Here is a 16,491-nt window from a genome sequence, read left to right as displayed (position 1 = left end):
TTTAACAATTAATCCAAGTGTTACTCAGTAGCGTCTTCAACAGCTTCAGCCTTCAGTCATTGCTTGACGCATCAGGTTGTAGCCAAGTAGTAAGCCCCAAAGTTCCTGTTCTACCATCTCTGATTTTTTACTTCTTAGCGTATACTCGCTGTTTAGTAGGGTTTGTTTCATCTCTCTGTAGCCAAGCTCTATTTCCCATCGATGATTATATAACTCAACGATGTCAGCACTTGGAAAGCGTAATGGGTCGACCATTGAGGTTAATACCTGATGCGTCTTACCTTTTATTGATTTTGTCACCAGCCTCGCTTCTATATGCGTCGGTAGCGCTGGGTTTTGTTGTCTGGCTTGGGCGGTTATTGCCAATTTCACCTGTTTATCTAACCGGCCATTTGAGTGTAAAACCTCGTACTGAAGCCCCTTTCTCGCAGGGATTAACCAGTGCCGCTCTTCACCACCTAGTTGCCATTGATGTAGCAAGTTTAAGGAGTAAAAACCTTTATCGAACATCGTGAGACTATGGTCTGGAGTTGACTGTATGAGCGCTTCTGCTAGCTTCATTTCACTCGTTTTATAACCATCAAACGCGCTATTTATCAGTTGATGGCTAGTGAGCTCCATATGACACACCATACGAACCTGAGGAAATGAGGTGTCACCATGTTGATTTGATGGTGAGCCAAAAGCATTACGATTATCAGCGGTGTCTTGAGTGCGCCAGACTACACCATCAACGGCTAATAAATTCAGTCCACACCATGTCTCAAATTGAGTGTTGCTATAGTAATGTTTTGCCATCATTTGAAAGGCATTTTTCATACTCTGCACACCTAACCTCTGGCGCCCTTGAACAAGAGCACTGGGGGCAATGAGCTTCTTTTTACCTGGTAGCATCAACTCCATATGAGTCGCAAGCTCCCATACAGACTGTTGTCGGTAAAAACTCATACCAATGACAGACCACATAACTGCATCAAGGGGTAAGCGACGTTTTCTTACTGTGGCGACCCCCGCAGTTTCAAAGGCTTGCTGGATGATGTTTTCATCCAATAAGTGATTAAGATTGGTAAAAGCTGTGGCTTCTTGGTGGTATTCAAAAGCGGTGCAGAAAGCTTGTTCTAAAGACATAAAAAAATCCAATATCATTTCTGATATTGGATTTTGAAGCCTTTTAAAGATCGGTCAACTGATCGTTTATATGCTTAACTGATCAGCATTAGGCTAATGCCCGGCTTTTTAACAATTAATCCAAGTGTTACTCAGCAGCGTCTTCAACAGCTTCAGCAGCTTCTGGACGACCTACTAGTTCAATATACGCCATAGGCGCTTTATCACCAGTACGTAGACCGCACTTTAGGATACGGGTATATCCACCAGGACGTTCCTGGTAGCGTGGACCCAACTCATTGAATAACTTACCAACGACTTCAGCGTCGCGAGTACGAGCAAACGCCAAACGACGATTTGCAACGCTATCACTCTTAGCAAGTGTTATTAGAGGTTCAACTACGCGACGCAGTTCTTTCGCTTTAGCTACAGTAGTCTTAATCACTTCGTGACGGACTAATGAGCTTGCCATGTTGCGAAACATAGCTTGGCGATGACTGCTGTTACGGTTTAGTTGACGACCACTCTTACGATGGCGCATGACCTAATCCTTATTACCTAAATCTGTACAAACGTAGACTTATAGGTCGTCTGCTAAACTAGCTGGAGGTCCGTTTTCTAGACGCATACCTAATGATAGTCCGCGAGAAGCCAACACATCCTTAATTTCAGTAAGAGATTTCTTACCCAAGTTAGGAGTTTTAAGTAGCTCAACCTCAGTACGCTGTACCAGATCTCCGATGTAATGAATCGCTTCGGCTTTCAAACAGTTAGCCGAACGTACAGTTAGCTCTAGATCGTCGACAGGACGCAACAGAATTGGGTCGAACTCTGGTTTCTCTTCTTTCTGCTCTGGCTCAGTGACATCACGTAGTTCAACAAACGCATCTAGCTGTTCGGCTAAGATGGTCGCAGAACGACGAATTGCTTCCTCAGGATCGATAGTACCATTAGTGGTCATATCAATAACGAGTTTGTCTAAGTCAGTACGCTGTTCAACACGTGCTGCTTCAACATTGTAAGCAATACGCGCGACAGGTGAGAAAGATGAATCCACTAACAAGCGACCGATTGGGCGATCGTCGTCTTCGGTTTGTGCTCTAGCCGAAGCTGGAACATAACCGCGACCACGCTCAACACGGATACGCATGCTGATATCGTTGTTACCAGTCAAATGACAGATAACATGATCAGGATTCATAATAGTAACATCACCATCGTGCGTGATATCTGCTGCGGTAACAGGGCCTGCGCCTGACTTGCTTAAAGTAAGCATAGCCTCGTCTTTACCCTCGATAACCACTGCTAAACCTTTAAGGTTTAATAGGATCTCTAGGATATCCTCTTGTACGCCTTCCTTGCTGCTGTATTCGTGCAGTACACCATCAATCTCGACTTCGGTAACCGCGCAGCCGGGCATAGACGACAATAGGATACGACGCAACGCGTTACCTAAAGTATGACCAAAACCACGCTCAAGCGGTTCGAGTGTAACCTTGGCACGTGTTGGGTTAACCTGCTCGATATCAACGAGACGCGGTTTAAGAAATTCTGTAACAGAACCCTGCATTGTGTCCTCTCTTGTTTATTAGCTTTACTTAGAGTAAAGCTCGACGATCAGCTGTTCGTTAATTTCAGCAGATAAATCGCTACGCTCCGGTAGACGCTTAAAAGCACCTTCCATCTTAGTAGTATCTACTTCAACCCATGTTGGCTTTTCGCGCTGAGCAGCAACTTCTAAAGCAGCTTTAATACGAGCTTGCTTCTGAGACTTCTCACGAACGCTAATTACATCATTCGCAGACACTTTAAATGATGGAATGTTAACAACGCGGCCGTTGACCATAATTGACTTATGGCTAACTAGCTGACGTGATTCAGCACGTGTAGCACCGAAACCCATACGATAAACAACGTTATCTAAACGAGTTTCCAAAAGGGTCAGTAGGTTTTCACCTGTGTTGCCTTTTATACGTGCAGCATCTTTGTAGTAGTTACGGAATTGCTTTTCAAGCACACCATAAGTACGACGAACTTTTTGTTTTTCGCGTAACTGAACGCCATACTCAGACAAACGAGCCTTACGAGCGCCGTGTTGTCCAGGTGCAGCTTCAAGCTTACACTTCGAATCAATTGCTCTCACACCGCTTTTTAAGAAAAGGTCTGTACCTTCTCGGCGGCTGAGCTTGAGCTTTGGACCCAAGTATCTTGCCATGTTCTTTCTCCAACTATCCTATTAAAAACGGGCGATTAAACGCGACGCTTCTTAGGAGGACGACAACCATTATGAGGGATCGGCGTCACATCGGTAATGTTGGTTATTTTATAACCAACCGCGTTCAGCGCTCGAATAGCTGATTCACGACCTGGACCTGGACCCTTCACAAAAACTTCAAGGTTTTTAACACCGTAGTCCTGAGCAGCGACACCTGCACGCTCAGCAGCAACCTGTGCAGCAAACGGGGTAGATTTACGTGAACCACGGAAACCTGAACCACCAGATGTTGCCCAAGATAGTGCATTACCTTGACGATCTGTAATGGTAATAATTGTGTTGTTGAAAGATGCATGGATATGAGCCATGCCATCAGCAACCTGTTTACGTACGCGCTTGCGCGTTGAACGTGACGGAACTTTAGCCATATTGGTTTACCTTCCCGTTACTTTCTAATTGGCTTACGTGGACCCTTACGCGTACGCGCATTGGTCTTAGTACGTTGCCCACGAAGGGGCAGGCTACGACGGTGGCGAAGACCACGATAACAACCAAGGTCCATTAGACGCTTGATGTTCATGGATACTTCACGACGTAAGTCACCTTCTACAATGTATTTAGCAACTTCTTCGCGTAGTGTGTCTATTTGAGCTTCGCTCAATTCCTTGATCTTAGCATCTTCAGCAATTGAAGTCGCCGCGCAGATTTGTTGTGCGCGAGTAAGTCCAATACCATAGATAGCAGTCAATGCAATGACTGTATGCTTTTGATCAGGAATGTTAATGCCAGCGATACGGGCCACTATGCACTCCTCATAAGTTAAAGGCCATCTGTGAAAAGCCCGGTAGGATACTCGACAGATGACGATTTTGCAAATAATATTTTGACCAGCTCAATATTTGAGCTGGTCAAAAGTTTTTAGCCTTGACGCTGTTTGTGTTTTGGTTCAACACAGATAACGCGTACAACGCCGCTACGCTTGACGATCTTGCAGTTACGGCAGATCTTCTTCACGGAAGCTCGAACTTTCATTTCATCACTCCGTAAAGCTACTTAGCGTCCAAAGCGATCTAAGTTCGCTTTGTTAACTAGGTTAGCTTTCTTCATCACAGACTCATACTGATGAGACATCATATGGGTCTGAACCTGAGCCATGAAGTCCATGATCACGACTACCATAATTAGTAGTGAGGTACCGCCAAAATAGAACTGTACCTTCCACGCAATTAACATGAACTCCGGAATTAAACAGATAAAGGTAATATATAATGCGCCAGCTAATGTTAGGCGAGTCATTACTTTATCTATATAACGCGAAGTCTGTTCTCCAGGACGGATCCCGGGAATAAACGCACCACTCTTCTTCAAGTTATCCGCAGTTTCTCGTGGGTTAAACACCAACGCAGTATAGAAGAAACAGAAGAAGATAATTGCTGTTGCGTATAATAATGAGTAAAGCGGCTGACCTGGTGATACAGCAAGTGAAAAATCACTTAACCAAGACAAACCTTCATTTTGTCCAAACCACTGAGCCAGTGTGCCTGGGAACAATATGATGCTTGACGCAAAAATTGGTGGAATCACACCCGCCATATTAACCTTAAGCGGTAAGTGAGTACTCTGCGCGGCAAACACCTTACGGCCCTGCTGACGCTTAGCATAGTTAACAACGATACGACGTTGTCCACGCTCAACAAACACAACAAAATAGGTTACAGCAAATACAATTACCGCAATCAACAATAATACTAGTACGTTCAAGTCGCCTTGACGCGCCTGCTCAGCCGTTTGGCCGATAGCAGATGGTAGACCAGCAACAATACCTGCGAAAATAAGAATCGAGATACCGTTACCTATGCCTCTTTCAGTAATTTGTTCACCTAGCCACATTAGGAACATTGTTCCTGTCACTAAGCTTACAACTGCAACAAAGTAGAAACCAAAGCCAAGATTTACAACTAAACCTGGAACTAAGTTTGGTAACCCTGTTGCGATACCGATTGCTTGGAATGTACCCAAGACCAAGGTGCCATATCGTGTATATTGACTGATCTTTTTACGCCCAGATTCGCCTTCCTTTTTGAGTTCGGCAAGTGCTGGATGTACAACAGTCAATAGTTGCATGATAATCGATGCCGAAATGTACGGCATGATACCTAATGCAAAGATAGAAGCACGTTCAAGGGCACCACCAGAGAACATGTTAAACATGCCTAGGATGGTCCCCTTCTGCTGATTAAACAGCTCTGCTAATACAGCTGCGTCAATACCAGGAATTGGTACGAACGAACCGGCTCTAAAGACGATAATCGCACCAATCACGAACAGGAGGCGAGTCTTCAATTCAGAAAATCCACCTTTCGCGCTTTTTAAATCAAGTCCTGGTTTTGCCATCGACGTATTATTCCTCGATCTTTCCGCCGGCAGCTTCAATAGCTGCACGAGCACCTTTAGTTACCTTAAGACCTTTAACGGTCACAGGGCGTTCAATGGTACCTGAAAGAACGACTTTAGCAAACTGTATGTTGCGAGTAACGAGATTCGCATCTTTCAGTGCATTCAAGTCGACAACATCACCGTTAACTTTAGCTAGTTCGCTGATACGAATTTCGGCAGAAACCAACGCTTTACGCGAGGTGAAACCAAACTTCGGCAAACGAATCTTAAGTGGCATTTGACCACCTTCGAAACCGACGCGAACGCCGCCGCCTGAACGAGACTTCTGACCTTTGTGACCGCGACCAGCAGTCTTACCTAAGCCAGAACCGATACCGCGACCTACACGCTTAGCTGCTGATTTAGCACCTGCAGCAGGTGATAGAGTATTTAGACGCATCTTATACTTCCTCCACCGAAACCATGTAGTAAACCTTGTTAATCATACCGCGAATTGAAGGAGTATCTTCAACTTCAACAGTGTGATTAATACGGCGTAGACCTAGACCAGTCAAAGTGGCACGATGCTTTGGCAAACGTCCAATTGAACTTTTAGTCTGAGTCACTTTTAAAGTTTTAGTAGCCATGGTGCTTAACCTCGAATTTCATCAACATTCAGGCCACGCTTGGCTGCGATTTGAGCTGGTGACTTCATGTGCACCAACGCATCTACAGTTGCGCGAACGATGTTGATCGGGTTAGTAGAACCGTATGCTTTTGACAGAACGTTATGAACGCCTGCTACTTCCAATACGGCGCGCATAGCACCACCGGCAATAATACCAGTACCTTCAGAAGCTGGTTGCATGTAAACACGCGAACCAGTGTGACGGCCCTTAACAGGGTGGTGCAAAGTACCATTTACAAGTTCAACAGAAACAATGTTACGGCGAGCCTTTTCCATTGCTTTCTGAATTGCTGCAGGTACTTCACGCGCTTTACCATAGCCATAGCCGACTTTACCGTTACCATCACCCACTACAGTTAGTGCAGTGAAGCTAAAGATACGTCCGCCTTTAACTACTTTAGAAACACGATTTACTGCAACCAATTTCTCTTGCAGATCATCTTTTTGTTGTTGAGCTTCAAATTTAGCCATTTTTAATCATTCCTTAGAACTGTAGGCCAGCTTCACGAGCTGCGTCTGCTAATGCAGCAACGCGTCCGTGATACTTAAAGCCGGAACGATCGAATGCAACTACAGTTACGCCTTTTTCGATAGCACGCTCTGCAACGGTTTTACCCACTACTTTTGCTGCATCAACGTTACCTGTGTATTTAAGCTGCTCTGATACCGCTTTCTCAGCAGTAGAAGCTGCCGCCACAACTTGCGCGTTGGCATCAATAACCTGTGCGTACGTGTGACGTGGTGTACGATGTACAACCAGACGGTTAACGCCCAGCTCTTGGATCTTCTTACGGGCGCGAGTAGCGCGGCGTAAGCGAGATGTTTTCTTATCCATATCGCGTTACCTACTTCTTCTTAGCCTCTTTACGGCGTACTTGTTCATCAGCATAACGAACACCTTTACCTTTATAAGGTTCTGGTGGACGGTAGCCACGAATCTCTGCAGCAACTTGGCCAATCAACTGCTTATCAGTACCTTTCAGTACGATTTCAGTTTGACTTGGGCACTCTGCAGTTACGCCGTCAGGAAGCTGGTGTACTAGAGGGTGAGAGAAACCTAGAGTCAAGTCGATACCGTTACCAGCAATTTTTGCACGGTAACCAACACCTACTAGAGTCAGTTTTCTTTCGAATCCTTCGTGAACACCAACAACCATGTTGTTGATTAGAGCTCGAGCAGTACCAGCTTGTGCAGCGGTTTTAGCGCCTTCAACTGGTGAACACTTAACTTCATTGTTTTCTACAACAACAGAAACATCAGCGTTAATTACTCGAGTCAAACTACCTTTAGAACCTTTTACGGTGATAGTTTGTTCGTTTAAAGTCACTTCTACGCCTGCAGGAATAGCGACTGGTGCTTTTGCGACACGAGACATTGCTAGCTCCTTATGCTACGTAGCAGATAACTTCCCCACCCATGCCATTTTGGCGGGCAGTACGATCAGTCATCAAACCTTTAGAAGTGGACACGATTGCGACACCCAGTCCGCCCATCACCTTTGGAAGTTCGTTTTTACCTTTGTAAATACGAAGACCAGGACGACTTACGCGCTGGATAGTCTCAACGACTGGTTGGCCTTGGAAATACTTTAAAGTGATTTCTAAAACCGGCTTAGCTTCGCCTGCTACGGCGTAGTCAGCAATATAACCTTCTTCTTTAAGCGTCTGTGCAATAGCAACTTTTAGCTTATTAGAAGGCATAGATACTGATACTTTGTTAGCAGCTTGGCCGTTACGAATGCGAGTTAACATATCCGCAATTGGATCTTGCATGCTCATATTAGCTTACTCCGTGACAAGTATTACCAGCTGGCCTTACGCAGGCCAGGAACTTCACCACGCATGGTAGCTTCACGCAATTTAATACGGCTTAAGCCGAACTTGCGTAGGAAACCATGTGGGCGACCAGTTTGACTACAACGATTGCGCTGACGCGCAGAACTTGAGTCACGTGGTAGGCCTTGCAGCTTAAGAACTGCATCCCAACGATCTTCATCAGAAGTAGTTGGACTGCTAATGATAGCCTTAAGAGCTAGACGCTGTTCAGCATACTTAGCCACGAGCTTGGCACGTTTTGCTTCACGTGCTTTCATTGAACTTTTTGCCATTTCGCTACCCTTATTTCTTGAATGGGAAGTTAAAGGCGTCTAGTAAAGCACGGCCTTCTTCGTCATTCTTCGCAGTAGTAGTGATAACAATATCCATACCACGGATTTTATCGATTTTATCGTACTCGATTTCCGGGAAGATAATTTGCTCACGTACACCCATTGCGTAGTTACCGCGTCCGTCGAACGACTTAGCGCTCAAACCACGGAAGTCACGGATACGCGGGATTGCGATATCAACTAAACGCTCAAGGAACTCCCACATGCGTTCGCCACGCAGAGTTACCTTACAGCCGATCGGGTAGCCATCACGGATTTTAAAACCAGCAACTGATTTACGAGCAACAGTTACTACTGGCTTTTGACCAGCAATAGCAGTCATGTCACGAAGCGCATGCTCCATAACTTTCTTATCTGCTACAGCTTCGCCAACACCCATATTAAGGGTGATTTTCTCAATCCGAGGGACTTGCATGACACTGGTATAACCGAACTTCTTTGCAAGTTCAGCGACAACAGTCTCTTTATATTTATCATGCAGTTTCGCCATCGTTTACTCCAATTACTTAACGAGTTCACTGTTCGACTTAAAGAAACGGACTTTTTGACCGTCTTCAAATCGGAAACCAACGCGATCAGCTTTGCCAGTGGCAGAGTTGAAAATCGCTACATTTGATGCTTGTATTGGTGCTTCTTTCTCAACAATACCACCAGTCACACCCATTTGTGGGTTAGGCTTCTGGTGCTTCTTGACAAGATTGATGCCTTCTACAATTAATTTACCAGTTGGCAAAACTCGAGAAACCTTACCGCGTTTACCCTTGTCTTTACCTGCTAGTACAATTACTTCGTCTTCACGACGGATTTTAGCTGCCATTTTGAAGCTCCTTACAGTACTTCTGGTGCCAGAGAAACAATTTTCATAAATTGTTCGGTACGCAATTCACGCGTCACTGGTCCAAAGATACGAGTACCAATCGGTGCTAGGTTTGCGTTAAGCAATACCGCTGCATTCCGATCGAAGCGAATGACAGAACCATCTGGACGACGAACGCCTTTCTTAGTACGGACTACCACCGCGTTATACACATCACCTTTCTTCGCTTTACCGCGAGGAATTGCTTCTTTTACAGAAACCTTGATGACGTCGCCGATACCGGCATAACGACGATGAGAGCCACCCAAGACCTTAATACACTGAACTCTACGAGCGCCGCTATTACAGGCGACTTCTAGAGTCGATTGCATTTGGATCATTTTAAGTGCTCCGCTATCGTTACTTCACAAATCCCACATTTGGGGCATATTTTAACCAATTTAGACGACATTATTGTCTAAAAAGGCGCGCAAGTATAACACCCAAAAATAGGAATAGATAGTACTAAAAATAAAAACGGCCCCAGTTGAAGGAGCCGTTTCACTAATACCTAAATAAATTAGGCTTTCGTTACTACTTCAACCAGAGTCCAAGACTTAGTCTTAGACAGCGGACGGCATTCGCGAATAGTCACGATATCGCCAGCATTACACTGATTTGTTTCGTCATGTGCATGAATCTTAGTAGTACGCTTGATAAACTTCCCATATAAAGGATGTTTAACCATACGCTCAATAGCGACAGTGATAGACTTGTCCATCTTGTTGCTAATTACTCGACCCTGCATAGTACGGATTTTATCAGTCATTATGCACCCGCCTTAGAAGTAATAATGGTCTTAACGCGCGCAATGTTACGACGCACGATTTTAAGCTGATGAGTTTGAGTCAACTGACCAGTGGCGTGTTGCATACGCAGATTAAACTGCTCACGCAGCAGACCAAGCAGTTCAGCGTTCAATTCTTCAACGCTCTTCTGTGTTAGTTCGCTCGCTTTCATTACATCACCGTCTTAGTTACGAAGGTAGTCTTAATCGGAAGCTTGGCCGCAGCTAAAGCAAACGCTTCACGCGCTAGAACTTCAGATACACCATTCATCTCGTAAAGAACCTTACCAGGTTGAATCTGGCAAACCCAGTATTCAACGTTACCCTTACCTTTACCCATACGCACTTCAAGAGGCTTAGAGGTAATTGGCTTGTCAGGGAAAACGCGAATCCAAATTTGACCTTGACGTTTAATGTGACGTGTCATCGCACGACGCGCAGATTCGATTTGACGAGCAGTAAGACGACCACGTCCAACAGCTTTCAGACCGAATTCACCGAAGCTAACTTCAGTGCCGTTCGCTAGACCGCGGTTACGGCCTTTGAACATTTTACGAAACTTCATTCGTTTTGGTTGCAGCATTGCCAGCTCTCCTATTTACCGCGAGGCTTACGCTTCGGCTGCTGTTTCGGCTCTTCATGCGCAGGAACAACGCCATCTAGGACTTCACCTTTGAAGACCCAAACTTTAACGCCGATCACACCGTATTGAGTGTGACTTTCTGCAGTAGAGTAGTCGATATCAGCACGCAGTGTATGTAGAGGCACACGACCTTCACGATACCACTCCGAACGCGCAATCTCAGCACCGCCTAGACGGCCGCTCACTTCAACTTTGATACCTTTGGCACCAAGACGCATTGCATTTTGTACTGCGCGCTTCATCGCACGACGGAACATAACACGACGCTCTAGCTGTGAAGCGATGCCTTCGGCAACAAGCTTCGCATCTAGCTCAGGCTTACGGATCTCAGCGATGTTGATTTGAGCTGGAATACCAGTCAACTTGGCAACTTCGTTGCGTAGTTTTTCAACGTCTTCGCCTTTCTTACCAATCACAACACCTGGACGGGCAGTGTGAATAGTAACACGAACACTCTTAGCTGGACGCTCGATAACAATCTTAGAAACTGAGGCTTGCTTAAGTTTCTTTTCTAGAAACTTACGCACTTCCCAGTCGCTGCTCAAGTTATTGGCATAATCTGATTTATCAGCGTACCAAGTCGAGATCCAAGGCTTAGTGATACCCAGACGGATACCATTAGGATGTACTTTCTGTCCCATTGCTAACTCCTAGCGATCTGATACAACCACAGTGATGTGGCTGGTACGCTTGATTATACGATCAGCACGGCCTTTAGCACGTGGCATGATACGCTTCATTGTTGGACCTTCGTCTACAAAGACTTTTCCAACTTTCAGCTCGTCAATGTCAGCACCTTCATTGTGCTCAGCATTAGCGATAGCAGAATCAAGTACTTTTTTGACAAGTACAGCTGCTTTCTTAGGGCTGAAAGTTAAAATTTCGAGAGCCTTAGCAACAGGCAGTCCACGGATTTGATCTGCAACCAAACGACACTTTTGAGGCGACGTACGGGCAAAACGATGTTTAGCTAAAACTTCCATCTTGAGTCTCCCGTATTAACGCTTCTTCGCTTTCTTATCAGCAGCATGGCCGCGATAAGTGCGAGTTGGTGAAAATTCACCAAGCTTGTGGCCGATCATTTCGTCAGTTACGAACACAGGTACGTGCTGACGACCATTATGGACAGCGATGGTCAACCCAATCATGTTAGGGATGATCATAGAGCGGCGAGACCAAGTCTTAATAGGCTTTTTGTCACCCGCTTCCATCGCTTTCTCTACCTTCTTCAGCAAGTGTAGGTCAATGAATGGACCTTTCTTGAGAGAACGTGGCATGGCGAATCCTCTTACTTTTTGTTACGACGACGTACAATGTACTTGTCGGTGCGTTTATTACTACGGGTCTTATAACCCTTAGTTGGGACACCCCATGGAGAAACCGGATGACGGCCACCAGAAGTACGGCCTTCACCACCACCATGTGGATGGTCTACAGGGTTCATTGCAACACCACGCACTGTTGGGCGTACGCCTCTCCAGCGCTTAGCACCTGCTTTACCTAACTGGCGTAGCATGTGTTCGGCATTACCAACTTCACCTAATGTCGCGCGGCAATCTACAGGTACTTTACGCATTTCGCCAGAGCGAAGACGTAGAGTAGCGTAAGCGCCATCACGAGCTACAACTTGTACATAAGTACCGGCTGAACGAGCGATTTGAGCACCTTTACCAGGCTTCATTTCAACTGCGTGTACAACACTACCTACTGGGATGTTGCGTAATGGCAAAGCGTTACCCGCTTTGATTTCTGCATCGATACCTGACTGGATCTTATCTCCAGCTTGCATGCCTTTAGCAGCAAGGATATAACGACGCTCACCATCAGCATACAAAACAAGTGCGATGTTAGCTGTACGGTTTGGATCATATTCCAAACGTTCAACTTTTGCAGGGATACCGTCTTTGTTGCGCTTGAAGTCAACAATACGGTAATGCTGCTTATGTCCACCACCTACGTGACGAACAGTGATGCGACCAGTATTGTTACGGCCACCACTTTTAGACTTTTTCGCCAACAAGCCAGCAAAAGGTTTACCCTTGTGCAGATCGCTGTTTACCACTTTAACTACGTGGCGACGACCAGCAGAGGTTGGCTTACACTTAATAACTGCCATGATAATTCTCCTTTGCTTACTCAGCGCCGACGAAATCGATATCAGCACCAGCAGCTAAAGTCACATAGGCTTTTTTCCAATCGCTACGACGGCCAGTACGGGCACCGTGACGCTTAGTTTTACCTTTGTTAACCAAAGTGCGAACTGAATCTACTTCAACTTCGAACAACTTAGCTACTGCAGCTTTAACTTCAGCTTTAGTCGCATCGATAGCCACACGGAAAACAACCGTGTTGTTATTTTCAGCGCATACAGTACTCTTTTCAGAGATGTGTGGCGCTAGAATAACTTTTAGCAAACGTTCTTCGCTTATCATCCCAGCATCTCCTCGATTTGCTTAATAGCATCGGCAGTAACTAGTACTTTGTTGAACGCGATTAGGCTAACTGGGTCGATACCAGCAACGTCACGAACGTCAACTTTGTATAGGTTGCGTGCAGCTAAGAACAAGTTCTCGTCAATTTCTGGAGTAACAATTAAAACGTCTTCCAGGTTCATTTCTGCCAATTTAGCTTTCAGCTCTTTAGTTTTAGGAGCTTCAACACCAAATGACTCAACGACAACAAGGCGATCTTGACGTACTAATTCAGACAGAATGCTCTTAAGCGCTCCGCGGTACATCTTCTTGTTAACTTTTTGGCTGTGATCTTGTGCTTTAGCAGCGAATGTTACGCCACCGCCACGCCAGATTGGACCTTTAACGGTACCGGCACGTGCACGACTCTGTACCTTTTTGGCGCCATGGCTTTTTGCCAGAGCCAGTTACTTCTGCGCGAGTCTTTTGAGCACGAGTGCCCTGACGCGCGTTTGCAGCGTATGCTACAACTACCTGATGAACCAGTGCTTCATTAAAGTCACGGCCGAAGGTAGTTTCGGAAACTTCAAGAGCACTCTGTGCGTCTTTCAATACCAATTCCATTACTATCTCCTCAGACCTAAGCTTTAACGGCAGGCTTGATGATCAGGTCGCCATTAGTAGCGCCTGGAACTGCACCCTTAACCAATAGCAAGTTACGTTCAACATCTACACGTACAACGTCTAGATTTTGAGTAGTAACACGCTCGGCACCCATGTGGCCTGACATTTTCTTACCTTTGAAAACGCGACCAGGTGTTTGGTTTTGACCGATAGAACCGTTAGCTCTATGTGCCAATGAGTTACCATGTGTTGCATCTTGGGTACGGAAATTCCAACGCTTAATACCGCCTTGGAAACCTTTACCTTTTGATTGACCAGTAACATCAACTTTCGCTACGTCAGCGAAGATATCAACATTAAGCTCGGCACCAACTTCAATGCCTTCGCCTTCACCATCTGCCAAACGCACTTCCCACAAACCACGACCGGCTTCAACGCCTGCCTTAGCAAAGTGACCTGCTTCTGGTTTAGTGATGCGATTAGCTTTTTTGGTACCAGTAGTAACTTGAAGTGCACGGTAGCCGTCTGTTTCTAAAGTTTTCACTTGAGCAACGCGGTTAGCTGCAATTTCAATTACTGTTACAGGTATTGACGCACCATCTTCAGTGAAGATGCGAGTCATACCTACTTTACGACCGATAAGACCGATAGCCATCTCTCAAACCTCTTCTAAGGATCTCAATTAACCTAAGCTAATTTGAACGTCAACACCTGCCGCAAGATCTAGACGCATCAATGCATCTACAGTCTTCTCAGTCGGCTCTACGATGTCAACAAGACGCTTATGAGTACGAAGTTCGTACTGATCACGCGCATCTTTATTAACGTGTGGAGAGATCAAAACGGTATAACGCTCTTTGCGCGTTGGTAGTGGAATTGGACCACGTACCTGGGCGCCTGTGCGCTTAGCAGTTTCAACGATTTCCGCAGTAGACTGATCGATCAGACGATGATCAAATCCTTTTAAGCGGATACGGATTCTTTGGTTCTGCATTGACCAGAGCTCCTAAAATGGACACATAAAAAATCACCCTCTAGCTTCTTCCTTACTGGAAAAGCAGAGCGAGATGATTTAACCGTTCGACTCCAAATCGGAGTCGCTGTATTATTTTACGTCGGCTTCTAGAACCGACAATTTACCCGCCTAATGGTTAAGGCGAGAGGGGGTATTATACTGATCTGCACATAGAGATCAACCCCGTTGAATGAATTAACACCACATTGGCAGTAACTCTCAAACGTGGCCGTTATTATACCCATCCACATCCAGAAAGCTAGTCTTTGTATCTATACAAAATTACCAATAAAAAAGGCAGCCTAAGCTGCCTTTTTCAGTATTGTGTTAAGACACTTTGCGATTAAGCAATGATCTTAGCTACAACACCAGCACCAACTGTACGGCCACCTTCACGGATTGCGAAGCGTAAACCTTCGTCCATCGCGATTGGGCAGATTAGTGTTACTGTCATCTGTACGTTATCACCAGGCATTACCATCTCTACGCCTTCTGGCAACTCGATAGTACCGGTTACGTCTGTTGTACGGAAGTAGAACTGTGGACGGTAACCTTTGAAGAATGGAGTGTGACGTCCGCCTTCTTCTTTTGACAGAACATAGATTTCTGACTGGAATGTTGTGTGTGGAGTGATTGAACCAGGCTTAGCTAATACTTGACCACGCTCAACTTCGTCACGCTTAGTACCACGTAGTAGTACACCACAGTTCTCGCCTGCACGACCTTCGTCAAGCAGTTTACGGAACATTTCAACACCAGTACAAGTGGTCTTAGTAGTATCGCGAATACCAACGATTTCTACTTCTTCACCTACTTTGATGACACCGCGCTCTACACGACCAGTTACAACAGTACCACGGCCAGCGATTGAGAATACGTCTTCGATTGGAAGAATGAATGCACCGTCAATTGCACGCTCTGGCTCTGGAATATAAGTATCTAGTGCTTCTGCAAGCTCAATGATCTTAGCTTCCCACTCTGGCTCGCCTTCTAGGGCTTTAAGCGCAGAACCTTGGATAACTGGTAGGTCATCACCTGGGAAGTCATATTCAGATAGAAGTTCACGAACTTCCATTTCTACTAGCTCTAGAAGCTCTTCGTCATCAACCATGTCACACTTGTTCATGAATACGATGATGAAAGGTACGCCAACCTGACGTGAAAGCAGGATGTGCTCACGAGTCTGTGGCATTGGACCATCTGTAGAAGCTACTACTAGGATCGCGCCGTCCATTTGGGCAGCACCAGTGATCATGTTTTTAACATAATCCGCGTGACCTGGGCAGTCTACGTGTGCGTAGTGACGTGATGGAGTGTCATATTCGATGTGAGAAGTATTAATTGTAATACCGCGCTCACGCTCTTCTGGAGCGTTATCGATTTGTGCGAAGTTACGAGCTTCACCGCCGTATGTCTTAGTTAATACAGCAGAGATTGCTGCAGTAAGAGTAGTTTTACCATGGTCAACGTGACCGATGGTGCCAACGTTAACATGGGGTTTACTACGTTCAAATTTTTCTTTAGCCACGATATATTCCTTTCTTTTCAGAAAATGCCCAGCGTTGCTGAGCAATAGCATTCAATATGAGTTATAGACTAGT

Annotated in this window: 29 protein-coding genes and 1 pseudogene; all 30 read right to left on the bottom strand. The window is 45.5% G+C overall.

What is annotated here, in order from left to right; all coding sequences use genetic code 11:
* Window positions 1–45: 45 nt before the first annotated feature.
* The 30 genes and pseudogenes from AC5YBZ_RS00835 to tuf all read right to left on the bottom strand — a co-directional run bounded on the left by AC5YBZ_RS00835 (window position 46) and on the right by tuf (window position 16,418).
* Entirely contained in the window at window positions 46–1,128 is a 1,083-nt protein-coding gene (locus tag AC5YBZ_RS00835) for an IS4 family transposase (RefSeq protein ID WP_494543304.1), read from the bottom strand.
* Between the two features lie 127 nt (window positions 1,129–1,255).
* Window positions 1,256–1,648: a 50S ribosomal protein L17 gene (gene rplQ, locus AC5YBZ_RS00830; protein ID WP_220062695.1), complete on the bottom strand. Its 393-nt coding sequence runs from the start codon at window positions 1,646–1,648 to the stop codon at window positions 1,256–1,258.
* A 39-nt stretch (window positions 1,649–1,687) separates the two neighbouring features.
* Window positions 1,688–2,677, bottom strand: a complete 990-nt coding sequence (locus tag AC5YBZ_RS00825; RefSeq protein WP_494543303.1) for a DNA-directed RNA polymerase subunit alpha — start codon at window positions 2,675–2,677, stop codon at window positions 1,688–1,690.
* A gap of 24 nt (window positions 2,678–2,701) precedes the next feature.
* Window positions 2,702–3,322 carry a 30S ribosomal protein S4 gene (rpsD, locus tag AC5YBZ_RS00820; protein WP_110456970.1) on the bottom strand — a complete coding sequence of 207 codons (621 nt, stop codon included), beginning with the start codon at window positions 3,320–3,322 and terminating at the stop codon, window positions 2,702–2,704.
* Window positions 3,323–3,357: 35 nt separating this feature from the next.
* Window positions 3,358–3,750 (bottom strand): 30S ribosomal protein S11, encoded by a 393-nt coding sequence (gene rpsK, locus AC5YBZ_RS00815; protein WP_011863988.1) that lies wholly within the window; start codon window positions 3,748–3,750, stop codon window positions 3,358–3,360.
* Window positions 3,751–3,767: 17 nt separating this feature from the next.
* Complete coding sequence (rpsM, locus tag AC5YBZ_RS00810) at window positions 3,768–4,124, bottom strand: 30S ribosomal protein S13 (RefSeq protein WP_494520349.1); 357 nt, start codon at window positions 4,122–4,124, stop codon at window positions 3,768–3,770.
* Between the two features lie 116 nt (window positions 4,125–4,240).
* Window positions 4,241–4,354 (bottom strand): 50S ribosomal protein L36, encoded by a 114-nt coding sequence (rpmJ, locus tag AC5YBZ_RS00805; protein WP_006083579.1) that lies wholly within the window; start codon window positions 4,352–4,354, stop codon window positions 4,241–4,243.
* A gap of 21 nt (window positions 4,355–4,375) precedes the next feature.
* Window positions 4,376–5,716 carry a preprotein translocase subunit SecY gene (gene secY, locus AC5YBZ_RS00800; RefSeq protein WP_028764666.1) on the bottom strand — a complete coding sequence of 447 codons (1,341 nt, stop codon included), beginning with the start codon at window positions 5,714–5,716 and terminating at the stop codon, window positions 4,376–4,378.
* Window positions 5,717–5,723: 7 nt separating this feature from the next.
* A complete protein-coding gene (rplO, locus tag AC5YBZ_RS00795; RefSeq protein ID WP_110456973.1) occupies window positions 5,724–6,158 on the bottom strand; it encodes a 50S ribosomal protein L15 in 435 nt (144 codons plus the stop codon).
* Between the two features lies 1 nt (window position 6,159).
* Window positions 6,160–6,345 (bottom strand): 50S ribosomal protein L30, encoded by a 186-nt coding sequence (rpmD, locus tag AC5YBZ_RS00790; protein WP_028764668.1) that lies wholly within the window; start codon window positions 6,343–6,345, stop codon window positions 6,160–6,162.
* Between the two features lie 5 nt (window positions 6,346–6,350).
* Complete coding sequence (gene rpsE, locus AC5YBZ_RS00785) at window positions 6,351–6,857, bottom strand: 30S ribosomal protein S5 (RefSeq protein WP_028764669.1); 507 nt, start codon at window positions 6,855–6,857, stop codon at window positions 6,351–6,353.
* 13 nt (window positions 6,858–6,870) lie between these two features.
* A complete protein-coding gene (rplR, locus tag AC5YBZ_RS00780; protein WP_028764670.1) occupies window positions 6,871–7,221 on the bottom strand; it encodes a 50S ribosomal protein L18 in 351 nt (116 codons plus the stop codon).
* 10 nt (window positions 7,222–7,231) lie between these two features.
* Window positions 7,232–7,762, bottom strand: coding sequence for a 50S ribosomal protein L6 (rplF, locus tag AC5YBZ_RS00775; RefSeq protein ID WP_494520350.1), 531 nt, complete (start codon window positions 7,760–7,762; stop codon window positions 7,232–7,234).
* Between the two features lie 10 nt (window positions 7,763–7,772).
* Window positions 7,773–8,165, bottom strand: coding sequence for a 30S ribosomal protein S8 (gene rpsH / locus AC5YBZ_RS00770; RefSeq protein ID WP_110456976.1), 393 nt, complete (start codon window positions 8,163–8,165; stop codon window positions 7,773–7,775).
* A 23-nt stretch (window positions 8,166–8,188) separates the two neighbouring features.
* The gene (rpsN, locus tag AC5YBZ_RS00765; RefSeq protein WP_110456977.1) at window positions 8,189–8,494 is read right to left on the bottom strand and encodes a 30S ribosomal protein S14; all 306 of its coding nucleotides are present in this window, start codon (window positions 8,492–8,494) and stop codon (window positions 8,189–8,191) included.
* A gap of 10 nt (window positions 8,495–8,504) precedes the next feature.
* A complete protein-coding gene (gene rplE, locus AC5YBZ_RS00760; protein ID WP_110456978.1) occupies window positions 8,505–9,044 on the bottom strand; it encodes a 50S ribosomal protein L5 in 540 nt (179 codons plus the stop codon).
* A gap of 12 nt (window positions 9,045–9,056) precedes the next feature.
* Entirely contained in the window at window positions 9,057–9,371 is a 315-nt protein-coding gene (rplX, locus tag AC5YBZ_RS00755) for a 50S ribosomal protein L24 (protein WP_475515507.1), read from the bottom strand.
* A gap of 11 nt (window positions 9,372–9,382) precedes the next feature.
* Complete coding sequence (gene rplN / locus AC5YBZ_RS00750) at window positions 9,383–9,751, bottom strand: 50S ribosomal protein L14 (RefSeq protein ID WP_011863976.1); 369 nt, start codon at window positions 9,749–9,751, stop codon at window positions 9,383–9,385.
* Window positions 9,752–9,930: 179 nt separating this feature from the next.
* Window positions 9,931–10,179: a 30S ribosomal protein S17 gene (rpsQ, locus tag AC5YBZ_RS00745; protein ID WP_110456980.1), complete on the bottom strand. Its 249-nt coding sequence runs from the start codon at window positions 10,177–10,179 to the stop codon at window positions 9,931–9,933.
* The gene (gene rpmC / locus AC5YBZ_RS00740) at window positions 10,179–10,370 is read right to left on the bottom strand and encodes a 50S ribosomal protein L29 (RefSeq protein ID WP_011863974.1); all 192 of its coding nucleotides are present in this window, start codon (window positions 10,368–10,370) and stop codon (window positions 10,179–10,181) included. The genes rpsQ and rpmC overlap by 1 nt, the downstream gene beginning before the upstream one ends.
* Entirely contained in the window at window positions 10,370–10,780 is a 411-nt protein-coding gene (gene rplP / locus AC5YBZ_RS00735) for a 50S ribosomal protein L16 (protein ID WP_494520351.1), read from the bottom strand. The genes rpmC and rplP overlap by 1 nt, the downstream gene beginning before the upstream one ends.
* Before the next feature lie 11 nt (window positions 10,781–10,791).
* Window positions 10,792–11,481, bottom strand: a complete 690-nt coding sequence (rpsC, locus tag AC5YBZ_RS00730) for a 30S ribosomal protein S3 (RefSeq protein ID WP_110456982.1) — start codon at window positions 11,479–11,481, stop codon at window positions 10,792–10,794.
* A 9-nt stretch (window positions 11,482–11,490) separates the two neighbouring features.
* Window positions 11,491–11,823 (bottom strand): 50S ribosomal protein L22, encoded by a 333-nt coding sequence (rplV, locus tag AC5YBZ_RS00725; protein WP_011863971.1) that lies wholly within the window; start codon window positions 11,821–11,823, stop codon window positions 11,491–11,493.
* A gap of 15 nt (window positions 11,824–11,838) precedes the next feature.
* Entirely contained in the window at window positions 11,839–12,117 is a 279-nt protein-coding gene (rpsS, locus tag AC5YBZ_RS00720) for a 30S ribosomal protein S19 (RefSeq protein ID WP_006083596.1), read from the bottom strand.
* 11 nt (window positions 12,118–12,128) lie between these two features.
* Window positions 12,129–12,956, bottom strand: coding sequence for a 50S ribosomal protein L2 (gene rplB / locus AC5YBZ_RS00715; RefSeq protein WP_028764679.1), 828 nt, complete (start codon window positions 12,954–12,956; stop codon window positions 12,129–12,131).
* Window positions 12,957–12,972: 16 nt separating this feature from the next.
* Window positions 12,973–13,272 carry a 50S ribosomal protein L23 gene (gene rplW / locus AC5YBZ_RS00710; protein ID WP_011863968.1) on the bottom strand — a complete coding sequence of 100 codons (300 nt, stop codon included), beginning with the start codon at window positions 13,270–13,272 and terminating at the stop codon, window positions 12,973–12,975.
* Window positions 13,269–13,875 (bottom strand): annotated as a pseudogene (gene rplD / locus AC5YBZ_RS00705) (50S ribosomal protein L4). The gene rplW and the pseudogene rplD overlap by 4 nt, the downstream one beginning before the upstream one ends.
* Window positions 13,876–13,891: 16 nt before the next feature.
* Window positions 13,892–14,530, bottom strand: coding sequence for a 50S ribosomal protein L3 (gene rplC, locus AC5YBZ_RS00700; protein WP_110456984.1), 639 nt, complete (start codon window positions 14,528–14,530; stop codon window positions 13,892–13,894).
* Window positions 14,531–14,557: 27 nt separating this feature from the next.
* Window positions 14,558–14,869 (bottom strand): 30S ribosomal protein S10, encoded by a 312-nt coding sequence (gene rpsJ / locus AC5YBZ_RS00695; protein ID WP_011070616.1) that lies wholly within the window; start codon window positions 14,867–14,869, stop codon window positions 14,558–14,560.
* A 364-nt stretch (window positions 14,870–15,233) separates the two neighbouring features.
* Complete coding sequence (gene tuf / locus AC5YBZ_RS00690; protein ID WP_494520352.1) at window positions 15,234–16,418, bottom strand: elongation factor Tu; 1,185 nt, start codon at window positions 16,416–16,418, stop codon at window positions 15,234–15,236.
* Window positions 16,419–16,491 lie beyond the last annotated feature (73 nt).

This window comes from Shewanella sp. 553 (assembly GCF_059338375.1).
Note: the sequence above shows the minus strand (reverse complement) of the source record. Positions and strands in the feature narration are given on the sequence as shown.